At 63.9% G+C, this 20062-nt stretch carries 19 protein-coding genes and 1 pseudogene; 12 read left to right on the top strand and 8 right to left on the bottom strand.

The window, feature by feature from the left end; genetic code table 11:
• Positions 1–191: 191 nt before the first annotated feature.
• Together XH98_RS11705 and tyrS are read right to left on the bottom strand one after the other, a co-directional pair.
• Positions 192–1463 carry an MFS transporter gene (locus XH98_RS11705; protein WP_271618788.1) on the bottom strand — a complete coding sequence of 424 codons (1272 nt, stop codon included), beginning with the start codon at positions 1461–1463 and terminating at the stop codon, positions 192–194.
• A gap of 55 nt (positions 1464–1518) precedes the next feature.
• Positions 1519–2772: a tyrosine--tRNA ligase gene (gene tyrS / locus XH98_RS11710; protein WP_271618674.1), complete on the bottom strand. Its 1254-nt coding sequence runs from the start codon at positions 2770–2772 to the stop codon at positions 1519–1521.
• Between the two features lie 164 nt (positions 2773–2936).
• Between tyrS and XH98_RS11715 the strand changes: the two genes are divergently transcribed.
• The 3 genes from XH98_RS11715 to XH98_RS11725 all read left to right on the top strand — a co-directional run bounded on the left by XH98_RS11715 (position 2937) and on the right by XH98_RS11725 (position 5142).
• Positions 2937–4040: an anhydro-N-acetylmuramic acid kinase gene (locus XH98_RS11715; RefSeq protein ID WP_271618675.1), complete on the top strand. Its 1104-nt coding sequence runs from the start codon at positions 2937–2939 to the stop codon at positions 4038–4040.
• 96 nt (positions 4041–4136) lie between these two features.
• Positions 4137–4814, top strand: a complete 678-nt coding sequence (locus tag XH98_RS11720; RefSeq protein ID WP_271618676.1) for a glutathione S-transferase family protein — start codon at positions 4137–4139, stop codon at positions 4812–4814.
• Positions 4815–4818: 4 nt separating this feature from the next.
• Positions 4819–5142: a DMT family transporter gene (locus XH98_RS11725; RefSeq protein WP_271618677.1), complete on the top strand. Its 324-nt coding sequence runs from the start codon at positions 4819–4821 to the stop codon at positions 5140–5142.
• Here XH98_RS11725 and XH98_RS11730 read toward each other — a convergent pair.
• From XH98_RS11730 to XH98_RS11740, 3 genes are all read right to left on the bottom strand, one after another.
• On the bottom strand, positions 5139–5651 hold the full coding sequence (locus XH98_RS11730) for a DUF1697 domain-containing protein (RefSeq protein ID WP_271602870.1): 513 nt from the start codon (positions 5649–5651) through the stop codon (positions 5139–5141). The genes XH98_RS11725 and XH98_RS11730 overlap by 4 nt on opposite strands.
• Before the next feature lie 63 nt (positions 5652–5714).
• Positions 5715–6362 carry an alpha/beta hydrolase gene (locus XH98_RS11735; RefSeq protein WP_008143006.1) on the bottom strand — a complete coding sequence of 216 codons (648 nt, stop codon included), beginning with the start codon at positions 6360–6362 and terminating at the stop codon, positions 5715–5717.
• A gap of 353 nt (positions 6363–6715) precedes the next feature.
• Positions 6716–7666 carry a LytTR family DNA-binding domain-containing protein gene (locus tag XH98_RS11740; RefSeq protein WP_271618678.1) on the bottom strand — a complete coding sequence of 317 codons (951 nt, stop codon included), beginning with the start codon at positions 7664–7666 and terminating at the stop codon, positions 6716–6718.
• A 44-nt stretch (positions 7667–7710) separates the two neighbouring features.
• Here XH98_RS11740 and XH98_RS11745 point away from each other — a divergent pair, with 44 nt between their 5' ends.
• From XH98_RS11745 to XH98_RS11785, 9 genes and pseudogenes are all read left to right on the top strand, one after another.
• The gene (locus XH98_RS11745) at positions 7711–8904 is read left to right on the top strand and encodes an acyltransferase family protein (RefSeq protein WP_271618679.1); all 1194 of its coding nucleotides are present in this window, start codon (positions 7711–7713) and stop codon (positions 8902–8904) included.
• A gap of 51 nt (positions 8905–8955) precedes the next feature.
• Positions 8956–10095, top strand: a complete 1140-nt coding sequence (locus tag XH98_RS11750) for a cysteine desulfurase family protein (RefSeq protein ID WP_271618680.1) — start codon at positions 8956–8958, stop codon at positions 10093–10095.
• A 113-nt stretch (positions 10096–10208) separates the two neighbouring features.
• Positions 10209–11705, top strand: a complete 1497-nt coding sequence (gene sufB / locus XH98_RS11755; RefSeq protein WP_271602866.1) for a Fe-S cluster assembly protein SufB — start codon at positions 10209–10211, stop codon at positions 11703–11705.
• Between the two features lie 61 nt (positions 11706–11766).
• Positions 11767–12519: a Fe-S cluster assembly ATPase SufC gene (sufC, locus tag XH98_RS11760; protein WP_128952026.1), complete on the top strand. Its 753-nt coding sequence runs from the start codon at positions 11767–11769 to the stop codon at positions 12517–12519.
• Between the two features lie 11 nt (positions 12520–12530).
• Positions 12531–13853: a Fe-S cluster assembly protein SufD gene (gene sufD / locus XH98_RS11765; protein WP_271618681.1), complete on the top strand. Its 1323-nt coding sequence runs from the start codon at positions 12531–12533 to the stop codon at positions 13851–13853.
• Entirely contained in the window at positions 13850–15097 is a 1248-nt protein-coding gene (locus XH98_RS11770; RefSeq protein ID WP_271618682.1) for a cysteine desulfurase, read from the top strand. The genes sufD and XH98_RS11770 overlap by 4 nt, the downstream gene beginning before the upstream one ends.
• Positions 15094–15465: an SUF system Fe-S cluster assembly protein gene (locus tag XH98_RS11775; protein WP_220005952.1), complete on the top strand. Its 372-nt coding sequence runs from the start codon at positions 15094–15096 to the stop codon at positions 15463–15465. The genes XH98_RS11770 and XH98_RS11775 overlap by 4 nt, the downstream gene beginning before the upstream one ends.
• A 50-nt stretch (positions 15466–15515) precedes the next feature.
• Positions 15516–15914, top strand: coding sequence for a HesB/IscA family protein (locus XH98_RS11780; protein WP_083514086.1), 399 nt, complete (start codon positions 15516–15518; stop codon positions 15912–15914).
• A 138-nt stretch (positions 15915–16052) separates the two neighbouring features.
• Positions 16053–16509, top strand: a pseudogene (locus XH98_RS11785) (TfoX/Sxy family protein); the annotation flags it as partial.
• 60 nt (positions 16510–16569) lie between these two features.
• On the opposite strand, the gene fabA reads toward XH98_RS11785, so the two are convergent.
• From fabA to XH98_RS11800, 3 genes are all read right to left on the bottom strand, one after another.
• On the bottom strand, positions 16570–17100 hold the full coding sequence (fabA, locus tag XH98_RS11790; RefSeq protein ID WP_271602862.1) for a bifunctional 3-hydroxydecanoyl-ACP dehydratase/trans-2-decenoyl-ACP isomerase: 531 nt from the start codon (positions 17098–17100) through the stop codon (positions 16570–16572).
• Between the two features lie 95 nt (positions 17101–17195).
• The gene (locus tag XH98_RS11795) at positions 17196–18263 is read right to left on the bottom strand and encodes a GGDEF domain-containing protein (protein ID WP_271618683.1); all 1068 of its coding nucleotides are present in this window, start codon (positions 18261–18263) and stop codon (positions 17196–17198) included.
• A gap of 129 nt (positions 18264–18392) precedes the next feature.
• Entirely contained in the window at positions 18393–19895 is a 1503-nt protein-coding gene (locus XH98_RS11800; protein ID WP_271618684.1) for a DEAD/DEAH box helicase, read from the bottom strand.
• Between the last annotated feature and the right edge of the window lie 167 nt (positions 19896–20062).

Below are 20062 nucleotides of genomic sequence, written 5' to 3' on the forward strand. Positions count from 1 at the left end.
ACTAGGACCGCATTCGGTACCGCCTCGCAAGCTGCGCCAGGTCAATTCACGCTGACATTTTCGTCATGACGGACAAAACACCGCAGGCTGGGGTTTCAGCCGCGAGGTGCCTGCATTTTCTTGGCGTCTACGCGCACGGCCGCCCGTAGTTCCCCGGTGACACGAATGAGTGCAGGTTACCGTCAGGAAACCTAGCGCCGCAAGGCCGGCACAATCAGAAATGGAATCATCCCCAGCACGACGCTCGCAAGTGCGAAAACGAGCAGCGCGTTGTAGCCATGGGTGGCGTCGTGGATCAGGCCGCCGCTCCAGGAGCCGAAGGCCGATCCGAGCCCGCTGCCGATCGAGATGGTGCCGTAGATGGTGCCGACCCGTTTGCCCTGGAAGATCCGCATCGCAGTCGCGCTGATCAGTGGGCCGCGCGAGCCCATCATGCTGCCGAAGCAGACGACGAAGCCGGTGAGCAGGAAGATGTTCGGCGAATACTGCAACAGCCAGAGCAGGATGATGCCGAGGATCGAGATCGCGTAGCTCAGCAGCACGGACGGCCGGCGCCCGATCAGGCCGTCGAGCGCGGAGACACCCAGCATGCCGAACACCAGCACGACGCCGGAGAAGCCCCAGGCGGTCGCGGCCTGCAGCGGCGGGAAGCCGGCGTCGATCAGATAGGCCACGATCTGGGCCGCGATCGCGTACATGCCGACGGCGGTGAAGAAGAAGGTCGAGAACAGCGCCCAGAAAGCGTGGTGGCGCATCGCGCCGAGGAGTGTCCAGCCGTTGTCGACGAAATCGGGATCGGTCCTCTTCACGACATGCGGCGAGCCCGCGGCGAACAGCCGCCATGGCAGCAGCAGCAGCGGCACCAGCAGCCCCAATGCCGCAAAGCCGAACAGCTGGTAGGTGTCGCGCCAGCCGATGTGATCGATCAGGAGCTGCGAGGCCGGCAACAGCGCCAGCACGCCGCCGCCCATCGCCGAATACACCACGGACATCGCGGTCGGCAGCCGTGGTCCAAACCAGCGGCCGAGCAGGATCGAGTTCGGCACGATGCCGATGAAGGCAACGCCAATGCCGACGCAGAGGCCGATCGAGAGCTGGAATTGCCAGAGATGCTGGGCGTGCGCCGCGATCAGGAACGCCGCGCCGAGCAGCAGAAGTCCGAGCGCATAGACGATGCGTGGTCCCGAGTGATCGAACAGCCGTCCGACGAAGGGGGCGGTGAGGCCGCTGGCGAGCCAGGTGAGGGAATAGACCGAAACGATCTGCGCGCGATCCCAGCCAAAACTCTCCGAGATCGGCTTGAGGAACACCGTAAAACTGTCGCCGAGCCCGCGCCCGAGGACGGCCAGCGTGAAGCAGAGCGCCAGCACGGTGAGTGCGATGCGCACGGCGCCTTCCGGCGCCGCCGCGACGCCACCCTTGCTCGCCTTCGCCGACGTTTCCTTGGGCGCCTTCTGATCCATTGCCATCAGGGAGCGCGCATCCGCGCGCCCTGACAAGCATCAAAAGCTCATACGCCTATGCAGGCCTGAGGAGGACGTGCTTCTTCTTGCCGAAGGACAGCTTGATCACGCCTTCAGGCGTCAGATGGCCTGCCAACAGCGTCATTTTTTCGTCGGTGACTGCGACGTCGTTGACGCGCAGGCCACCCCCCTTGATCTGGCGCCGCGCTTCGCCATTGGAAGCAACGAGCCCTGCCTTGACGAAGGCGTTGAGCACACCGAGGCCGGACTCCAGCTCACCACGCGGAATTTCCACTGTCGGCAGGCTTTCGGCGAGTGTGCCTTCCTCGAAGGTGCGGCGCGCGGTTTCGGCCGCTTCATTGGCGGCATCGCGGCCGTGCAGCAGCGCGGTCGCTTCGGTCGCGAGCACCTTCTTGGCCTCATTGATCTCGGAGCCGCCGAGCGCCTCGAGCTTCTTGATCTCGGCCATCGGCAGTGTCGTGAACAGCTTGAGGAATTTGCCGACGTCGGCATCCTCTGTGTTGCGCCAGTACTGCCAGAAGTCATAGGGCGAGAACTGGTCGGCGTTGAGCCATACCGCGCCTTGCGCGGTCTTGCCCATCTTGGCGCCCGACGCGGTGGTCAGCAGCGGAGTGGTCAACGCGAACAGCTGATGCGTGCCCATGCGGCGGCCGAGATCGACGCCCATGATGATGTTGCCCCACTGATCCGAGCCGCCCATCTGCAATTTGCATCCCGTCCGCTTGGCGAGCTCGACGAAGTCATAGGCCTGGCAGACCATGTAATTGAACTCGATGAAGCTCATCTCCTGCTCGCGCTCGAGGCGCAGGCGCACGGAGTCCATGGTCAGCATGCGGTTGACCGAGAAATGCCGGCCGACGTCGCGCAGCATCTCGATCCAGTTGAGCTTGGTCAGCCACTCTGCATTGTCGAGCATGATGGCGTCGCTCTTGCCATCGCCGTATTTCAGCACCTTTGCGAATACGCCGCGGATCGATTCCTTGTTGGCCTCGATCTCGGCAATGGTGCGGATCGCGCGGGTCTCGTCCTTGCCGGAGGGATCGCCGACCATGGTGGTGCCGCCGCCCATCAGCGTGATCGGCTTGTTGCCGGACTGCTGCAGCCAGTGCAGCATCATCATGGTCAGGTAGTTGCCGATGTGCAGCGAGGGGGCGGTGCAATCGTAGCCGACATAGGCGGTCGCCTCGCCCTTGGCGGCGAGCGCGTCCAGCCCCTCGAAATCGGAGCATTGGTGGATGAATCCACGTTCCTGCAGGGTATTGAGGAAATCCGATTTAAATGCAGTCATCTGTCGGCATGCCCAACAATTCTTGGTTTACTGTTTTGGGAGCAATTTAAGGGTCTACCTGGGAACTCGATTGCTGCCCGCCATTTGGCGCTGTGGCATTATAAGATGTGCCCCTCTGGCACAAGATCGGCATCCCGGAGGGGATGTTTGAGGACGCTGATCCCATGATGTTGACGGCACTCGGTTTGATGAGCGGCACCTCGCTGGATGGGGTGGACGTCGCGCTGATCGAAACCGATGGAAGGCAGGTGAAGGCGTTCGGGCCCTCCGGCTACCGGCCCTACAACCCGGCAGAGCGTAATTTGCTGCGCCAGGCGCTGAGCGAGGCGGTGAACCTGCCGCAACGCGATGCCCGGCCGGGTATTCTGGCCCAGGCCGAGCGGGTGGTGACGCGCGCCCATGCCGAGGCGGTCGCCGCCTTCGTCGCTCAGAACCGGATGAGGCCTGAGGACGTCGACATCGTCGGCTTCCACGGCCAGACCGTGCTGCACCGGCCCGAGAAGCGGCTGACGGTGCAGATCGGCGATGCGCCGGCGCTGGCCAAGGCCATCCATATCCCCGTCATGCACGACTTCCGTGCCGCCGACGTCGAGGCTGGCGGGCAGGGGGCGCCGCTCGTGCCGGTCTATCACCGGGCGCTGACGCAATCGTTGGCGCGCGAGGGGCCGATCGTCGTGGTCAATATCGGCGGTGTCTCCAACATCACCTATATCGACGGCAACGACACGCTGATCGCCTGCGACACCGGGCCCGGCAACGCGCTGCTCGACGATTTCATGTACCGCATCATGAACCAGGCGTTCGATGCGGAGGGCAAGTTCGCGGCGCTCGGCAAGGCGGATGAAGCCTGGATCGCGCGCGCGCTGGAGCTGCCGTTCTTCACGCTGCCGCCGCCGAAATCGCTCGACCGCAACGATTTCGTGGCGTTGAAGCTTGGCGATGTGCTGCCTGCCGATGGTGCTGCGACGCTCACTGCCTTCACCGCTGCGGCGATCGCGCGGGTCGTGCCGCTGCTGCCCAAGCCGCCGAAAAGCTGGATCGTTGCCGGTGGCGGTGCCCGCAACCTCACCATGCTCCGGATGCTGCGCGAGCGGCTGGCGCCCGCCACCGTCGAGGCCGCCGAGACGCTCGGCTGGGCGTCTGATGCCATCGAAGCCCAGGCCTTCGGCTTCCTCGCCGCACGCGGCCTGAAGGGTCTGCCGCTGTCCTATCCGGCCACCACAGGCGTGCCGATGCCGATGACCGGCGGGGTGATCGCGCGGCCGTGAGATCACGGGTGATTGATGCAACAGCATCGATCTTGACGGATAAATGCAAGTGCATCTATATTGGATGCAGTTGCATCGAATCGTCGGGATCGCACCATGTCCGCCTCACTCAAGCTGATCAGCCACAAGCTTTGTCCTTACGTGCAGCGCGCGGTGATCGCGTTGAAAGAGAAGGGCGTGCCGTTCGAGCGGATCGACATCGATCTCGCCAACAAGCCCGAATGGTTCTTGAAGATATCGCCGCTCGGCAAGGTGCCGGTGCTGGTGGTGACGACGGACAAGGGCGAGGTCGCGCTGTTCGAGAGCAACGTGATCTGCGAATACATCGAGGAGACGCAAGGCGGCGCGAAGCTGCATCCGGCCGATCCGCTGAAACGCGCCGAGCACCGCGCCTGGATGGAGTTCGGCTCGGCGATCCTTGGCGACCTCTGGGGGCTGGAGACCACGACCGATCCCGCGACATTCGAGAGCAAGCGCCAGGCACTCGCCGCGAAATTCGCGCGTGTGGAGGCCGCCCTTGGCACAGGACCGTTCTTTGCCGGCGAAGCGTTTAGTCTGGTCGATGCGGTGTTCGCGCCGGTCTTCCGCTATTTCGATCTGTTCGACGAACTGACCGAGCACGGCATCTTCAACGATGTGCCGAAGGTGCGGGCGTGGCGAGCGGAGCTTGCAAAACGTCCAAGCGTAGGTGGTGCCGTCGGCGCGGACTATCCGCAATTGCTGCGCGCCTTCCTCGTTCGGCACGATGCTCATCTGCTCAAGCTCGCGGCCTGAGCACATGTCGCAATCTCTGGCCTGGCTGATGCTGGTGATCGCCGGCGCGCTCGATGTCGGCTGGGCGATCTCGATGAAGTACGCGGAAGGCTACACGCGCGTGGGCTGGAGCCTTGCTTCGCTCGTGCTGCTTGCGGCTTTTGTCTTTCTGCTCGGACGTGCCTTGAAGGTGCTCGAGGTCGGCGTCGCCTATTCGGTGTGGACCGGCATCGGCGCCGCCGGCACGTTCCTGATGGGCGTGGTGCTGTTCGGCGAGGCGCTCAGCGCGATGAAGCTTGTCGGTATCGTGCTGGTCCTGACGGGGATTGCCGCGCTGAAGCTGGCCTAGAGCTCCGCGGCCATCTTCGCTAGCGTTGCGACGGTGTTCATGTTGCGCGCGGTGCCGGCCTTGGCGGCGGGGATCACGAGTTTTGACGTCCCCATGCCGGCGCCGTAATGCACGTAGATCTCGCGGCCGCCAAGCCTGACCTCTTCGTCCTTCTGACTGCGAATGCCGGCGAGCGTGTCGGCGGGCGGCGCCTTGTCGAGGAAGATCGCGACTGTGCGGTTCGGCGCCATCTTTGGAAAGGGATTATTGGCCAGGACGTCTGCCATCTCGGCAGCGCTGCGCACGAGCACGCCGACCGGCGCGCCGGCGTAAGCGTGCAGACGCTTTTCCAGCGCGGCCTTGATGGCGGATTCCGATTTACGGCTGGTGAAGACCACGTTGCCGCTGGCGATGTAGGTGCGCACGGCGCCAAAGCCGAGCTCTTCGCACATCGCCTTGAGCTCGGTCATCGGCAGCTTGCCGGTGCCTCCGACATTGACCGCGCGCAGCAGGGCTACAAACGCGGTCATGTCAGAGCATGATCCGGAAAAGTGTGAAGCGGTTTTCCGAATAGATCATGCTCAACAAGAGTCTTACCGCACGTTGGCGAGGCGCATGTCGAGATAGGCCGTGATGGTTTCCATCAGCGGCTCGAGCTTGGCGTCGAAGAAGTGGTTGGCACCGGGAATGACCTGCTGGTCGATCACGATGCCCTTCTGCGTCTTCAGTTTCTCGACCAGCGTGTTGACGTCCTTCGGCGGCACCACCGCATCCTTCTCGCCATGAACGATCAGCCCCGATGAGGGGCAGGGCGCGAGGAACGAGAAGTCGTAGAGATTGGCCGGCGGCGCGATCGAGATGAAGCCCTCGACCTCGGGACGGCGCATCAGCAGTTGCATGCCGATCCAGGCGCCGAAGGAGAAGCCCGCGACCCAGCAGGCGCGCGCCTCAGGATTGATGGTCTGCGCCCAGTCGAGCGCTGCCGCCGCATCCGACAATTCACCGGTGCCATGGTCGAACGAGCCCTGGCTGCGGCCGACGCCGCGAAAGTTGAAGCGGAGCACCGAGAAGCCGCGATGCGCAAAGGCGTAGTAGCACTGGTACACGATCTGATGGTTCATCGTGCCGTGAAACTGCGGATGCGGATGCAGGATCATCGCGATCGGCGCGTTCTTCTGCTTGGCCGGGTGATAGCGGCCTTCGAGACGGCCAGCGGGGCCGGCAAAAATGACTTCGGGCATTGATGATCTCTGGATTGACTTGCTGGAAAGCGGGTCCTTGGCAATCAACCGATTGTGGCCTCATCGGCGGATGCCGACGAAAGCGCGAATGGAAGGACGAGAAGGCCGTGCGCCTTGCGGTGATGCGCAGATGGCGCGCGGTGACTTGACGGAGCGCGTTCTAACATAGGCAGCGGGGCAAAAAGCAAGCATCTTCGACATCTGCCAATCTGCTCAAGACCTTAGCGGGTCATGGCAATGCGACGTCCGGCATGGTCGGGATCGAGCAGGCAGATTGCGGAGGTTGGCATTGAGGCGGCAAGCATTTGGAATCACGATCGTTTTATCGGCTGCCGGCCGATCCGAGCGGCGATTCACACGGGCGCGGCACGGCTTCCGAGCGAGGCGACGGCGGGCCGGTAGCGGCGGCTGCCGCCAAGCGTCCTGCCGTTGTCGAAGGTGAGTTCGAAATCCCCTGACGGCTTGAAGTCCACGCCGCTGACGCGGTCGAGATTGGCAAGCCGGGTGCGGTGAACGCGCACGATGGCGAAACGGGCCAGCTCGCTTTCTGTCGCGGCAAGGGTCCCCCGGATCAGGTGCTGGGTGCCGTTGGCAAGGCTGTATTCGATGTAATTGCCGGCGGAGGCGACCCACAGGATGTCGCGCGGCGCGACCCGAATCCGGCTGGTACCGTCCCGCAGCCAGATCAGGTTCGACGACGGTTGCTCCAGCGAAGCGGCCGGATTGGACTGGGCTTCCTGCGCGGCCTTGCGCAGTTCGCGGCGGCTTTCGAACAGCCAGAGCGTTGCCCCAATCAGCAATGCTGTCACAGCATCCTTGCGGAACTCGTAGAGGACGAACGCCGGCGAAAAATGGAACTCGTAAGCGCCGCCCGCGAGCCAGAGCAGGAACTTCCGCAAGCCCACCATGCCGGCGACGTGGAGCGCCGAGAAGCCGAGCAAGGCGACTGCCGCGATTCCGATCCGCGCCGCGATGCTCGTTGTCCGGCGCATGCGCCGGACCGACAGCATCAGAATCGGCACCAGGGCCAAGATGACGACGATGCTCGTCATCTCCCAGAACAGGCGCCGGCCGATATCGGCGCTGTCGCCGCGCCAAGCCGCGTCCTGTGCGCCGGAGAGCGCATTGACGATTCCGACGATGAGCGCGATGGCGGCGATCGCAGCGAACGTCGCCCAGTCGCCGCTGATCCCGGCGCGCCAACCGCTCGTCCCTGAGGACGACGCTTCGTCCCCTCGCGTTCGGTTCTGATCCCAAACCGCCTCGACGCGCTCCGCTTCCGGCGCATTTTGGCCGTCAGCCATGGCCCCAAACCCACTGATATCGAGAGCCTAGGGAGCAGAGATCCATGTCATCATCACAGCAGGCATCAGGTTCGGAACGACGCATCGATCTGGACTGGGTACGGATTTTAGCCTTTGGGCTGTTGATCTTCTACCATGTCGGCATGCTCTACGTGTCCTGGGGATTTCACATCAAGAGCGAGCACCGGCTGACCTTTCTCGAGCCGGCCATGCTGGTCCTCAATCCCTGGCGGCTGTCGCTCTTGTTCCTCGTCTCCGGGGTCGCCAGCCGCTTTATGCTGAGCAAGGTCAGGCTCGCGGCGTTCGCCCGGGCCCGGTCGGTGCGGCTCTTGATCCCGCTGATCTTTGGCATGATCGTGATCGTGCCGCCGCAGTCGTATCTCCAGATCGCCGAGAGCTTCGGTTACCCCGAGGGGTTCGCCGACTACTACCTCCATCACTATCTGGCGTTCAGCGCGCAGTTCTGTCCGAACCCGTGCATCGTGCAGCCGACCTGGAACCACCTCTGGTTCGTGGTCTATCTCTGGGTCTACACCATGTCCCTGGCTGGCGTGCTGGCGCTGTGGCCGGCGGCCGCCGATTGGATCGGCCAGAGGCTCGCGGCCCTGCTCGCCGGGCCATGGTTGCTGGTGCTGCCGTGCCTGCTGTTCGCGGCCTGGCGGCTGTTCCTGTCGCCGATTTTCCCCTCGACGCATGCCCTGTTCGGCGACTGGTACAACCACGCCGACCATGCGACCGCGTTCTTGATCGGCTTCCTGCTCGCACGCGAGGGCGGCATCTGGCGCGACATCGAGCGGCAACGATGGGTGGCGCTGTCGCTAGCAGCCGTTTGCTTCACCGTCTTTGTTCTCGCTTACGCCGGCTTGTTCCCGCGCTCGCCGATGCTCCAGTGGATCGCCGGTTCGGCCTATGGCTGCTACCAATGGATCGCGATGATCGCCGTGCTCGGCTTTGCGCGCCGCCATTTGACCGCTGATGGCCCGGTGCGCCGCTACCTGACCGATGCGATTTTTCCCTATTACATCGTCCATCAAACCGCGATCATCATGATCGCACACGCGCTGCGCGGCAGCCGGCTGTCTGCGGCAAGCGAGGCCGCCATCGTGATAGCAGGCACGGCGCTCGCCTGTGCGGCGAGCTACGAGTTCGCGCGGCGCATCTTCTGGCTGCGTCCGTTGTTCGGTCTGCGGATGGAGCCGCGTTCCGTCGCCGGGATCGCGCGACAGCAGCCGGCCTGATGTGCGGCAGGGCCCGATTGGCGAGCGGACAAAAGGTGCTAAGAGGGCGCCATGCCGAGCCGTGTCTATCTCGACTGGAATGCGACCACACCGCTGCGCACCGAAGCGCGCGCAGCGATGCTGGCCGCCTATGAGCTGATCGGCAATCCGTCCTCGGTCCATGCCGAGGGGCGGGAAGCGCGGCGGCTGGTCGAGGAGGCGCGAGCCGCGCTGGCGACGGCGGTGGGCGCGCTGCCGCGGAATGTGATCTTTACGTCGGCTGGAACCGAGGCCAATGCTCTGGCGCTGTCGCCCGGCCTACGCGGCCGATCGGGCGAGCCGGTGCGGCGGCTTCTGATCTCTGCCGTCGAGCATGCCTCAGTGCTGGCGGGCGGCCGGTTTCCGGCTGAGAGCGTCGGCCAGATCAGGGTCACGCGATCCGGCGTCGTTGATCTCGATCACCTCCGAGAATTGCTGAATGGTGGCCCCCCAGCGCTCGTCTCGATCATGGCGGCCAACAACGAGACTGGTGCGCTTCAGCCGGTGGCCGAGGCGGCAGGGCTGGTCCACGAGGCCGGCGGTCTTCTGCATGTCGATGCGATCCAGGCGTTGGGCAAAATTGCATTCAATCTTAACGCGGTAGGCGCCGACCTTGCGGCCTTTTCTGCGCACAAGATCGGCGGGCCCAAGGGCGTGGGTGCACTGGTCGTGGCGGAAGGACTTTCCGGATTGGAACCGGTCCTGCGCGGCGGCGGGCAGGAGCTCGGCCGGCGGGCTGGAACCGAGAATGTCGCGGGGATCGCGGGCTTCGGCGCGGCGGTGAAAGCCGTCCTTCAGGCTCTGCCTGAGGATGGGGAGCGGATGGCAAGCCTCAGAGATCGCTTGGGAAATGGTCTTCACGAAATTGCCGGAGCGACGGTCTTCGCCGAAGATGTGAAGAGGTTGCCCAATACCGTCTTGTTCACTGCGCCCGGGCTGAAGGCCGAGACCGCCGTCATCGGCTTTGACCTCGAGGGCATTGCCGTATCCTCGGGTTCCGCCTGTTCCTCGGGAAAGGTCCAGCCGTCCCATGTACTTTCGGCGATGGGGTATGATGCCACCGTGGCCCAGGGAGCGGTGCGCCTTAGTCTGGGCTGGTCCACGGGACCTGAGGACATCAATAGGGCGTTAGAGGCTTGGCGAAAGCTCGGTAATACCCTACTTAGAGGCTAAGCGACGAAACACGGCTTGAACCGTTCTAAGCCCGTGCTTTCCGCACAGAAACATCGTAATAGTCGTTCGAGTTTGATCCACCGTGGTCCTTGAAACCACGAGCGGAGGATGGAATGCCAGCCGTTCAAGAGACGGTCGAGCGCGTCAAGCGCATCGACGTCGACCAGTATCGTTATGGGTTTGAGACCCTGATCGAGTCCGAGAAGGCCCCCAAGGGACTGTCGGAAGAGATCGTCAAGTTCATCTCTCAGAAGAAGAATGAACCCGCCTGGATGCTGCAGTGGCGGCTGGAGGCCTATCGCCGTTGGCTGACCATGCAGGAGCCGACCTGGGCCCGCGTCGATTACCCGAAGATCGACTTCCAGGACCTCTATTATTACGCGGCGCCGAAGCCGAAGAAGACGGTGACCTCGCTCGACGAGATCGACCCGGAGATTCTGAAGACCTACGAGAAGCTCGGCATCCCGTTGCGGGAAGTCGCCATGCTGGAAGGCGTCGAGCCCAAGGTGGGCGAGGAAGATCCGGCCAGGCGCAAGATCGCGGTCGATGCGGTGTTCGATTCGGTCTCGGTTGCGACCACGTTCAAGGCGGAGCTGAAGAAGGCCGGCGTGATCTTCATGCCGATCTCGGAAGCGATCCGCGAGCATCCTGAACTGGTGCAGAAATATCTGGGCTCGGTGGTGCCGACCTCGGACAATTTCTACGCGACGCTGAACTCGGCGGTGTTCTCCGACGGCTCGTTCGTCTACGTGCCGCCGGGCGTGCGCTGCCCGATGGAGCTGTCGACCTATTTCCGCATCAACGAGCGCAACACCGGCCAGTTCGAGCGCACGCTGATCATCGCCGACAAGGGTTCCTACGTCTCCTATCTCGAAGGCTGCACCGCGCCGCAGCGCGACGAGAACCAGCTGCACGCCGCCGTGGTCGAGCTCGTCGCGCTCGATGACGCCGAGATCAAATACTCGACGGTGCAGAACTGGTACCCCGGCAATTCGGAAGGCAAGGGCGGCATCTACAATTTCGTCACCAAGCGTGGCGACTGCCGCGGCGCCAATTCCAAGATCTCCTGGACCCAGGTCGAAACGGGATCTGCGATCACCTGGAAATATCCGAGCTGCATCCTGCGCGGCGATAATTCGCGCGGCGAATTCTACTCGATCGCGATCTCGAACGGCTTCCAGCAGGTCGATAGCGGCACCAAGATGATTCATCTCGGCAAGAACACGTCGAGCCGGATCATCTCCAAGGGCATCGCCGCGGGCAAATCGCAGAACACCTATCGCGGTCTCGTCACCGCGCACCGGAAAGCCTCCGGCGCGCGCAACTTCACCGCCTGCGATTCGCTGCTGATCGGCGACAAATGCGGCGCGCACACCGTGCCGTACATCGAGGCCAAGAACTCCTCGGCGACGTTCGAGCACGAGGCGACGACCTCGAAGATCTCCGAGGACGTGCTGTTCTACTGCATCCAGCGCGGCCTCAGCCAGGAAGAGGCGGTCGGCCTCGTCGTCAACGGCTTCGTCAAGGACGTGCTGCAGCAACTGCCGATGGAGTTCGCGGTGGAAGCGCAGAAGCTGATCTCGATCTCGCTCGAAGGGTCGGTCGGCTGATTGCCGACCCCAGCGGTGCGCTCACGCGCTCCAACATGAATTGAATAAACTGGACACCAAAATGGCTTTGCTTGAAGTGAAAGACCTCAAGGTTCGTGTCGAGGAGCGCGAGATCCTCCATGGGCTGACGCTGACCGTGAACGAGGGCGAGGTGCACGCGATTATGGGGCCGAACGGCTCCGGCAAATCGACGCTCTCGCACGTCATCGCCGGCAAGCCCGGCTACGAGGTCACCGACGGCCAGATTCTTTTCAAGGGCGAGGACCTCTTGGAGATGTCACCCGACGAGCGCGCCGCCAAGGGCGTGTTCCTGGCGTTCCAGTATCCGGTCGAGATTCCCGGCGTCGCCACCATGACCTTCCTGCGCACCGCGCTGAACGCGCAGCGCAAGGCCCGCGGCGAGAGCGAGTATTCGACGCCGGACTTCCTGAAGAAAGTCCGTGAAGTCTCGAAGTCGCTGAATATCCCGCAGGACATGCTCAAGCGCGGCGTCAATGTCGGCTTCTCCGGCGGCGAGAAGAAGCGCAACGAGGTGCTGCAGATGGCGCTGTTCGAGCCGAGCCTGTGCATCCTCGACGAGATGGATTCCGGTCTCGACATCGACGCGCTGCGCATCGCGGCCGACGGCGTCAACGCGCTGCGTTCGCCGAAGCGCGCGATGGTCGTCATCACCCACTATCAGCGGCTGCTCAACTACATCGTGCCCGACGTGGTGCACGTGATGTCGAGGGGCCGTGTCGTGAAGAGCGGCGGCAAGGATCTGGCACTGGAGCTCGAAGCATCCGGCTACGCCCAGTTCGAGGATGCCGCGTAAGGAATTTTGCGATGAACGTTGCTGTGGCAAAGACCGGGAACGGCCGCGCGGTGAGCGATCTCTTCGCCAGCGCCGAAGGCCGCTTGCCGGGTTCGCCTGGTGTGGCAGCACTGCGCCGCGAGGCGTTCGAGACCTATGAGCGTCTCGGCCTGCCGCACCGCCGGATCGAGGAATGGAAATACACCGATTTGCGCGCACTGGTCGGCGAGGTGCTGCCGCTCGCAGCCGCGCCCGATGCCGCCGCGCTGAAGCGCGCCGCGGAGGCGGTGAAGGCGCATGCGATTGCGGGCGCCCGCAAGCTGGTGCTGGTCGACGGCGTGTTCGCGGCCGACCTGTCGGACGTCAAGGCACTTGCGTCCGAGGTCAGCGTCAAGACGCTGCGTGAGGTTCTCGCGAATGAGGCCAACCCTGCCGCCGGCGATCTCCTCCGGACCGCCTCGACCGATGCGGTCATCTCGCTCAATGCGGCCCTGGCGACGGACGGCGTCGTGGTTTCGGTGGCCGACGGCACTTATTTGTCGGCGCCGATCCAACTTATCCATATCGCGACGGCGGCCGGCGCGTCCGCGTTCACCCGCTCGCATCTGCGAATTGGCAAAGGCGTGCGTGCTACTCTCGTAGAGACCTTCGTCGCGGCCGGGAAGGCGAGCGGCTACCAGGTCAACGACGCGGTGATCCTCTGGATCGGTGACGATGCCGACGTCGCGCATATCCGCCTGATGGACGACGCGCCTGATGCGGTGAACGTCTCCTCGCACTTCGTCACCGTCGGCGCCGCCGTGAAGTTCAACTTCTTCAACATGACGACCGGCGCTGCGGTCAGCCGCTTGCAGGGCTTCATCACGCTCTCAGGCGAGGGCAGCGAGCTCTCGGCCAATGGCGTCAACCTGCTGCAGAAAACCGAGCACGGCGACACCACGCTGGTGGTCGACCATGCCGTGCCGAACTGCGTCAGCCGGGAAACCTTCCGCGCCGTGATCGACGACCGCGCTCATTCGGTGTTCCAGGGCCGCATCATCGTCCGTCCCGACGCGCAGAAGACCGACGGCAAGATGATGACCCGGGCGCTCTTGCTCTCGGACGAAGCCGAGGCCGACAACAAGCCCGAGCTGGAAATCTTTGCCGACGACGTCTCCTGCGGCCACGGCGCCACCGCCGGCGCGCTGGACGACAGCCTCTTGTTCTACCTGAAGGCCCGCGGCCTGCCGGAGAAGCAGGCCCAGGCGCTGCTGATCCAGGCGTTTGTGGGCGAGGCGATCGAGCAGATCGCTGATGATGTCTTGCGCGAGCACGTGATCGGCATTGCCGAGCGCTGGCTGGAGCGGCGGTCATGACGACGCATCCCGCAGTCAAGAACGGCGCCTATGACGTGGCGCGCGTGCGCCAGGATTTTCCGGCGCTCGCCATGCAGGTCTACGGCAAGAAGCTGGTCTATCTCGACAACGCGGCGTCCGCGCAGAAGCCGAGCGCCGTGCTCGACCGCATGACGCAGGCCTATACGAGCGAATATGCCAACGTGCATCGCGGGCTGCATTACCTCGCCAACGCGGCGACGGAAGCCTATGAGGGCGGCCGCACCAAGGTTGCGCAGTTCATCAACGCGCCCCGCACTGAAGAGGTGATCTTCACCCGCAATGCCACAGAGGCGATCAATCTCGTCGCATCGTCCTGGGGCGGGCCGAACATCGGAGAAGGCGACGAGATCGTCATCTCGATCATGGAGCACCACTCCAACATCGTTCCCTGGCACTTCCTCAGGGAACGCCAGGGTGCGGTGATCAAGTGGGCGCCCGTTGACGACGAGGGCAATTTCCTCATCGACGAGTTCGAGAAGCTGCTGGGCCCGAAGACCAAGCTGGTCGCGATCACGCAGATGTCGAACGCGCTCGGCACCATCGTGCCGGTCAAGGACGTCGTGAAGATCGCGCACGGCCGCGGCATTCCGGTGCTGGTCGACGGCAGCCAGGGCGCGGTGCATCTGCCGGTCGACGTCCAGGACATCGGCTGCGACTTCTACGTCTTCACCGGCCACAAGGTTTATGGTCCCACCGGCATCGGCGTGCTCTGGGCCAAGTACGACCATCTCGTCGCGATGCGTCCCTTCAACGGCGGCGGTGAGATGATCCGCGAGGTCTCGCGCGAGATCGTCACCTATGGCGATCCCCCGCACAAGTTCGAGGCGGGAACGCCGGCGATCATCGAGGCCGTCGGCCTTGGCGCTGCGATCGACTACGTCAATTCGATCGGCAAGGAGCGCATCGCCGCGTACGAGGCCGACCTCACGGCCTACGCCCAGGAGCGCCTGCGCGAGATCAACTCGCTGCGGCTGATCGGCACGGCGAGGGGCAAGGGCCCGGTGATCTCCTTCGAGCTCAAGGGCGCGCATGCCCATGACGTCGCCACCGTGATCGACCGCCAGGGCATCGCGGTGCGCGCCGGCACCCATTGCGTCATGCCGCTTTTAGAGCGGTTCAACGTCACGGCCACCTGCCGGGCCTCGTTCGGCATGTATAATACGCGGGAAGAAGTCGATCATCTGGCACAGGCGCTGCTCAAAGCGCGGGATTTGTTCGCATGAGTGACACGGCCGAAATCAAAGCTAGTCCGATGGAGACGCATTCGGCGTTGCCGCCGGAGGAGACCGAGCGTCTGACCCGCGAGATCATTGCCGGGCTCAAGACCGTGTTCGACCCGGAAATTCCCGCCGACATCTATGAGCTCGGCCTGATCTACAAGGTCGAGATCAAGGATGACCGTTCCGTCGACGTGCAGATGACGCTGACAACGCCGAACTGCCCGGCCGCAGGCGAGCTGCCGACCATGGTTGAGAACGCGGTCGCCAGCGTGCCCGGCGTCGGCGTGGTCAACGTCAAGGTGGTCTGGGAGCCGGCCTGGACGCCGGAACGCATGAGCGACGAGGCCCGCCTCGTGCTCAACATGTGGTGACGGTCTCAACGCGCATTGAATTTCGTTCTGCAACGGACCACATAAACAACATGACCCAGGCAACTCCAGCTTCGACACCAAAGCCCCGGCGCCCGCGCCCGCAGGTGATGCGGCTGACGGACGCTGCTGCCCAGCGCATCAGCGAGCTGACCCAGCGCGCCGATTCCGAGATCGTGGGTCTGCGCGTTGGCGTGAAGAACGGGGGCTGCGCCGGCCAGTCCTACACGGTCGAATACGCCCACGAGATCCGCCCGACCGACGAGGTCGTCGAGGACAAGGGCGTCAAGATCCTGGTCGATCCCAAGGCCGTGCTGTTCCTGCTCGGCACCGAGATGGACTACAAGGCCGACAAGATGCAGGCCCAGTTCGTCTTCAACAACCCTAACCAGATCTCCGCCTGCGGCTGCGGCGAGTCCGTCGAGCTGCGTCCGGCCAAGATCGACGGGTAAGCCTCTTTCGTCATTGCGAGGAGCACTTGCGACGAAGCAATCCAGACTGTCTCTGCGGCGACAGTCTGGATTGCTTCGCTTCGCTCGCAATGACGGCGGTGGTATGAAGGCTGGCTTGCTTGCCTCGGGAAGCCAACCATGGACCGCGAATTTCTGATCGACCTGTTCGCCGATTTCGGCCCTGTCGCCATCCGAAAAATGTTCTCCGGCTACGGCATCTCCGCCGACGGCATCAATTTCGCGCTCGCCTTGCGAGCCGGCCTGTTCTTCCGCGCCGACGAGGTGACCATCCCGGATTTTGAAGCCGAGGGCTCGAAGCCGTTTCAGTATTCGACCCGCGCCAAGACCGTGCTGGTGAACTCCTACTGGGAGCTGCCGGCACGGCTGTTCGACGATTCCGAGGAGCTGGCGCAATGGGCGAGGGCGGCGCTCGCCGCCGCCCAGCGCGCCAAGGTCAAGAAGCGGCCGAGGGGGAAGAGGGCGACGAAGAAGGCGGCAAACAAGCCGACGAAGAAAATCGCGACGAAGAAGAAATCGGCCAGAAAAGTAGCCAAGAAGACGGTGCGGTAGGGCGGGCAAAGCGCAGCGTGCCCACGACTCAAAGATGGTGGGCACGGCACTTACGCGCCTTTGCCCACCCTACGAGACCATTTGCTCAATCGACAGCCCTCGTCAAACCTACCCGCATGTCCTTCGCCACGAACACGCAGGTGCCGTCGGTGATCACGCGCCCATCCGCAATGCCGAGCACCAGCTTGCCGCGGCGGACCATGCGCATGGTGACTTCGTAGCGCACGGATCGCGTCTGCGGCGTGATGGCTCCCGTCACCTCGACTTCGCCGACGCCGATGGCGCGGCCCTTGCCCGGCGAACCCGACCAGCCGAGCCAATAGCCGATCATCTGCCACATGGCGTCGAGCCCGAGAGTGGGCGGCATCATCGCGTCACCGCGATAGTGGCAATCGAAGAACCAGCGCTCAGGCACAATATCGAGCTCGCCGACGATATGGCCCTTGCCGTATTCGCCCCCATCCAGGCTGATCTCGGTGATGCGGTCCATCATCAACATCGGCGGGGCCGGCAATTGCGCATTGCCCGGGCCGAAATAACCGCCTTCGCTCGATCTCAGAAGCTCGTCCTTGGTGTAGGACGGTTGCGGCGTGTGAAAATCACGGGGATTGGGCAAGCGACGGGTCCTCGCGATCACTTACTTTGATGCGGCGAGGAAGATGTTGGTCGTCGGATTGGAATGTCAAGCGGAGCCGGACCTCGCAGCCCGTATCAGGCCACCCGGCCGTGCTGCTCGACCGCAAACTCCGGATCGACTTCGCAGATCACGCGATTGCGGCCGTTGCGTTTGGCCGCGTAGAGACAGGCGTCCGCGCGCTCGATCAGCGCGTCGGTGTCGTCGCCCTGCTTCAGCAGGGAGACGCCGACCGAAATGGTCACGCGGCCGAGAATTTCGCCCGTGGACTTCTTCTTCAATTCCTTCGCCATCACGGCGCGGCGGATGTGATCGGCGACGGTGAGAGCCTGGCGCAGCGCCGTGTTGGGCAGCACCACCGCGAATTCCTCGCCGCCATAGCGCGCGGTGATGTCCTGGCCCTTGATGGTCTGCTTCAACGACAGGCCGACCAGCCGGAGCACCTGGTCGCCGGTGAGATGGCCGTAGGAATCGTTGAACGACTTGAAATGATCGATGTCGAACAGCAGCAGCGACAGCGGCTCGCCGCTCGCAAGCGCGCTCTGCACCGCCATGCCGATCATGCGGTCGAAATATTTGCGGTTGCCGAGGCCCGTCAGCGGATCGGTGAGGCTTTCGGCGCGGATTGCCTCCAGGCTCTGCTGGAGATTGCTGATCTCATTCTTCGAGAGCGTCAACCGGTCTTCCAGCGCCTTGTTGGTATCGCGCATCTCGCTGGTCGAGTGCAGCAGCTTTTCGACGATGGTCTTGATCTCCTCGCGGCTCTTGGCCGAGGATAGCTGCGCCGTCGCGTCCGACAGGCTGGCGTCATAGGAGCCAGTCATGCCGAGCGCATCGCCCAACACCTTTACCACGTCGTCGATCTCACCGATGACGCGCGCGCCGACCTTGTCGATACGATCGGTCGTTTTGATGTGGGAGAGGTAGGTGTCGTAGATCTGCTCGAGATCGGCTTCGGACAGCTTGCCGTTGCGGGCCAGCGTCTCGTTGATGATCTTGTTGAGCGGCGCGTTATAGCCGGTCGCGTAGACGTACCAGATCTCGTAATTGCGGGGAATTGCGGCTTGCTTCAGCGATCGGATCTGACCGAGCGCAACCTCGGCGAACGCCATCGTGCGTTCGTGTTCGTCGAGCATTTTGACCACGGAACATACCCCACAGCGGTCGGTGCGCCCATCGACCACGGCAATGCTTAAATTATGTTCGTAGGCTAACGGACGATGATGAACGGTCGGTAAACGTTCGACCGCTCAACTCACGCGTGTATCGCGGGGTCAGGCTCCGGCGGGAGAGCGGACCGGACGCAACAGAAACGCTGGGAGATGCGAGTGATCGCCTGGCTCGGTGTCGGCTTCCCGCTGCCGCCGCGGCTCGGGGCGGCCGATCGACGGTACGTGGGAATTGTTGGCCTGTTGGCGCGAACCATGGCGCCCCTCGGACGACGGCCTTGCTTCGCGCTGCGGTCGTGCCTCGCGTGCCGGCCGCTCGCCGGCGGGCCGTGCTTCCGCCTGATGTCTGGCCTCGCCGCGCGGCTCGTGGCTGCGCTCACGATCGCGACCGCCGCGCTGCGGCTTGCCGCGTCCGCCGCGGGAACGCTCGCGTCCACGCTCCTCGCGCGGGCGATCACTTTCGTCGCTGTTAGCGTGCACCTCGTAGTCGCCTTCGGCGCGCGGAATGCTCTGGCCGATCAGCTTCTCGATCGCGACCATCGACTTCTGGTCGAGCGGCGTGACGATCGAGATCGCGGTGCCAGTGCGGCCGGCGCGTCCGGTACGGCCGATGCGGTGAACGTAGTCGTCGGCGTGGTGGGGAACGTCGAAATTGAAGACGTGGCTGACCTCGGGAATGTCGAGGCCGCGGGCGGCGACGTCGGAGGCGACGAGGAGGGGAAGCTCGCCCTTGCGGAACTGGTCGAGCGCGGCCATGCGGGCCGGCTGGTCCATGTCGCCATGCAGGGCGCCGACGCTGAAGCCGTGCTTCTGAAGCGATTTGTGGACGATCGCGACCTCGCGCTTGCGATTGCAGAAGATGATCGCGTTCTTGAGATCCTTGGCCTCGCGCAAGAGGCGACGGAGCAGCTCGCGCTTCTCATGCGCCTCGCGCCCGGCCGGGACCTGGGACTGCGTGACGGTGACGGCGGTGGTCGCGGGCTTGGAGACTTCGACCTTCTGCGGATTGTGCAGGAAGGCCTCGGTGATGCGCCGGATTTCCGGCGGCATGGTCGCGGTGAAGAACAGGGTCTGCCGCGTGAAGGGGACCAGCTTGCAGATGCGCTCGATATCGGGAATGAAGCCCATGTCCAGCATGCGGTCGGCTTCGTCGATCACGAGCAGCTCGACGCCGGTGAGCAACAGGCCGCCGCGCTCGGTATGGTCGAGCAGCCGGCCCGGTGTGGCGATCAGGACGTCGACGCCGCGCGTCAGCTTGGCATCCTGGTCGCCGAACGAGACGCCGCCGATCAGCAGGGCGACGTTGAGTTTCTGGCCGGCACCGTAGCGGTCGAAGTTTTCCTTCACCTGCGCCGCGAGCTCGCGGGTCGGCTCCAGGATCAGCGTGCGCGGCATGCGGGCACGGGCTCTGCCCTTTTCGAGGATGGTGAGCATCGGCAGCACGAAAGCTGCGGTCTTGCCGGTGCCGGTCTGGGCGATTCCCAGCACGTCCTTGCGTGCGAGGACGTGGGGAATCGCCTGTTCCTGAATGGGGGTGGGGGTGGTGTAACCGGTGGCCGCCACTGCGGCGAGGACTTTTTCGGACAGTCCGAGATTGGAAAAGGACATTGAGCCTCTGGTCGAAACCGCCGTTCGGAATCGAGGGTAAAAAGGCTGTCGCGTTCCACCCCGAAACGGCGCGCTCTCAAAGAAGCTGGGGGTGCTGACTCACGCGAACAAAGCGCCAGGCTCAGGAATCGCTCTTCGATCTGAGCCGCGTCGCCTCGGAACATAGG

Source organism: Bradyrhizobium sp. CCBAU 51745 (assembly GCF_028128715.1).
In the GTDB taxonomy this organism is placed as follows: Bacteria; Pseudomonadota; Alphaproteobacteria; order Rhizobiales; family Xanthobacteraceae; genus Bradyrhizobium; species Bradyrhizobium manausense.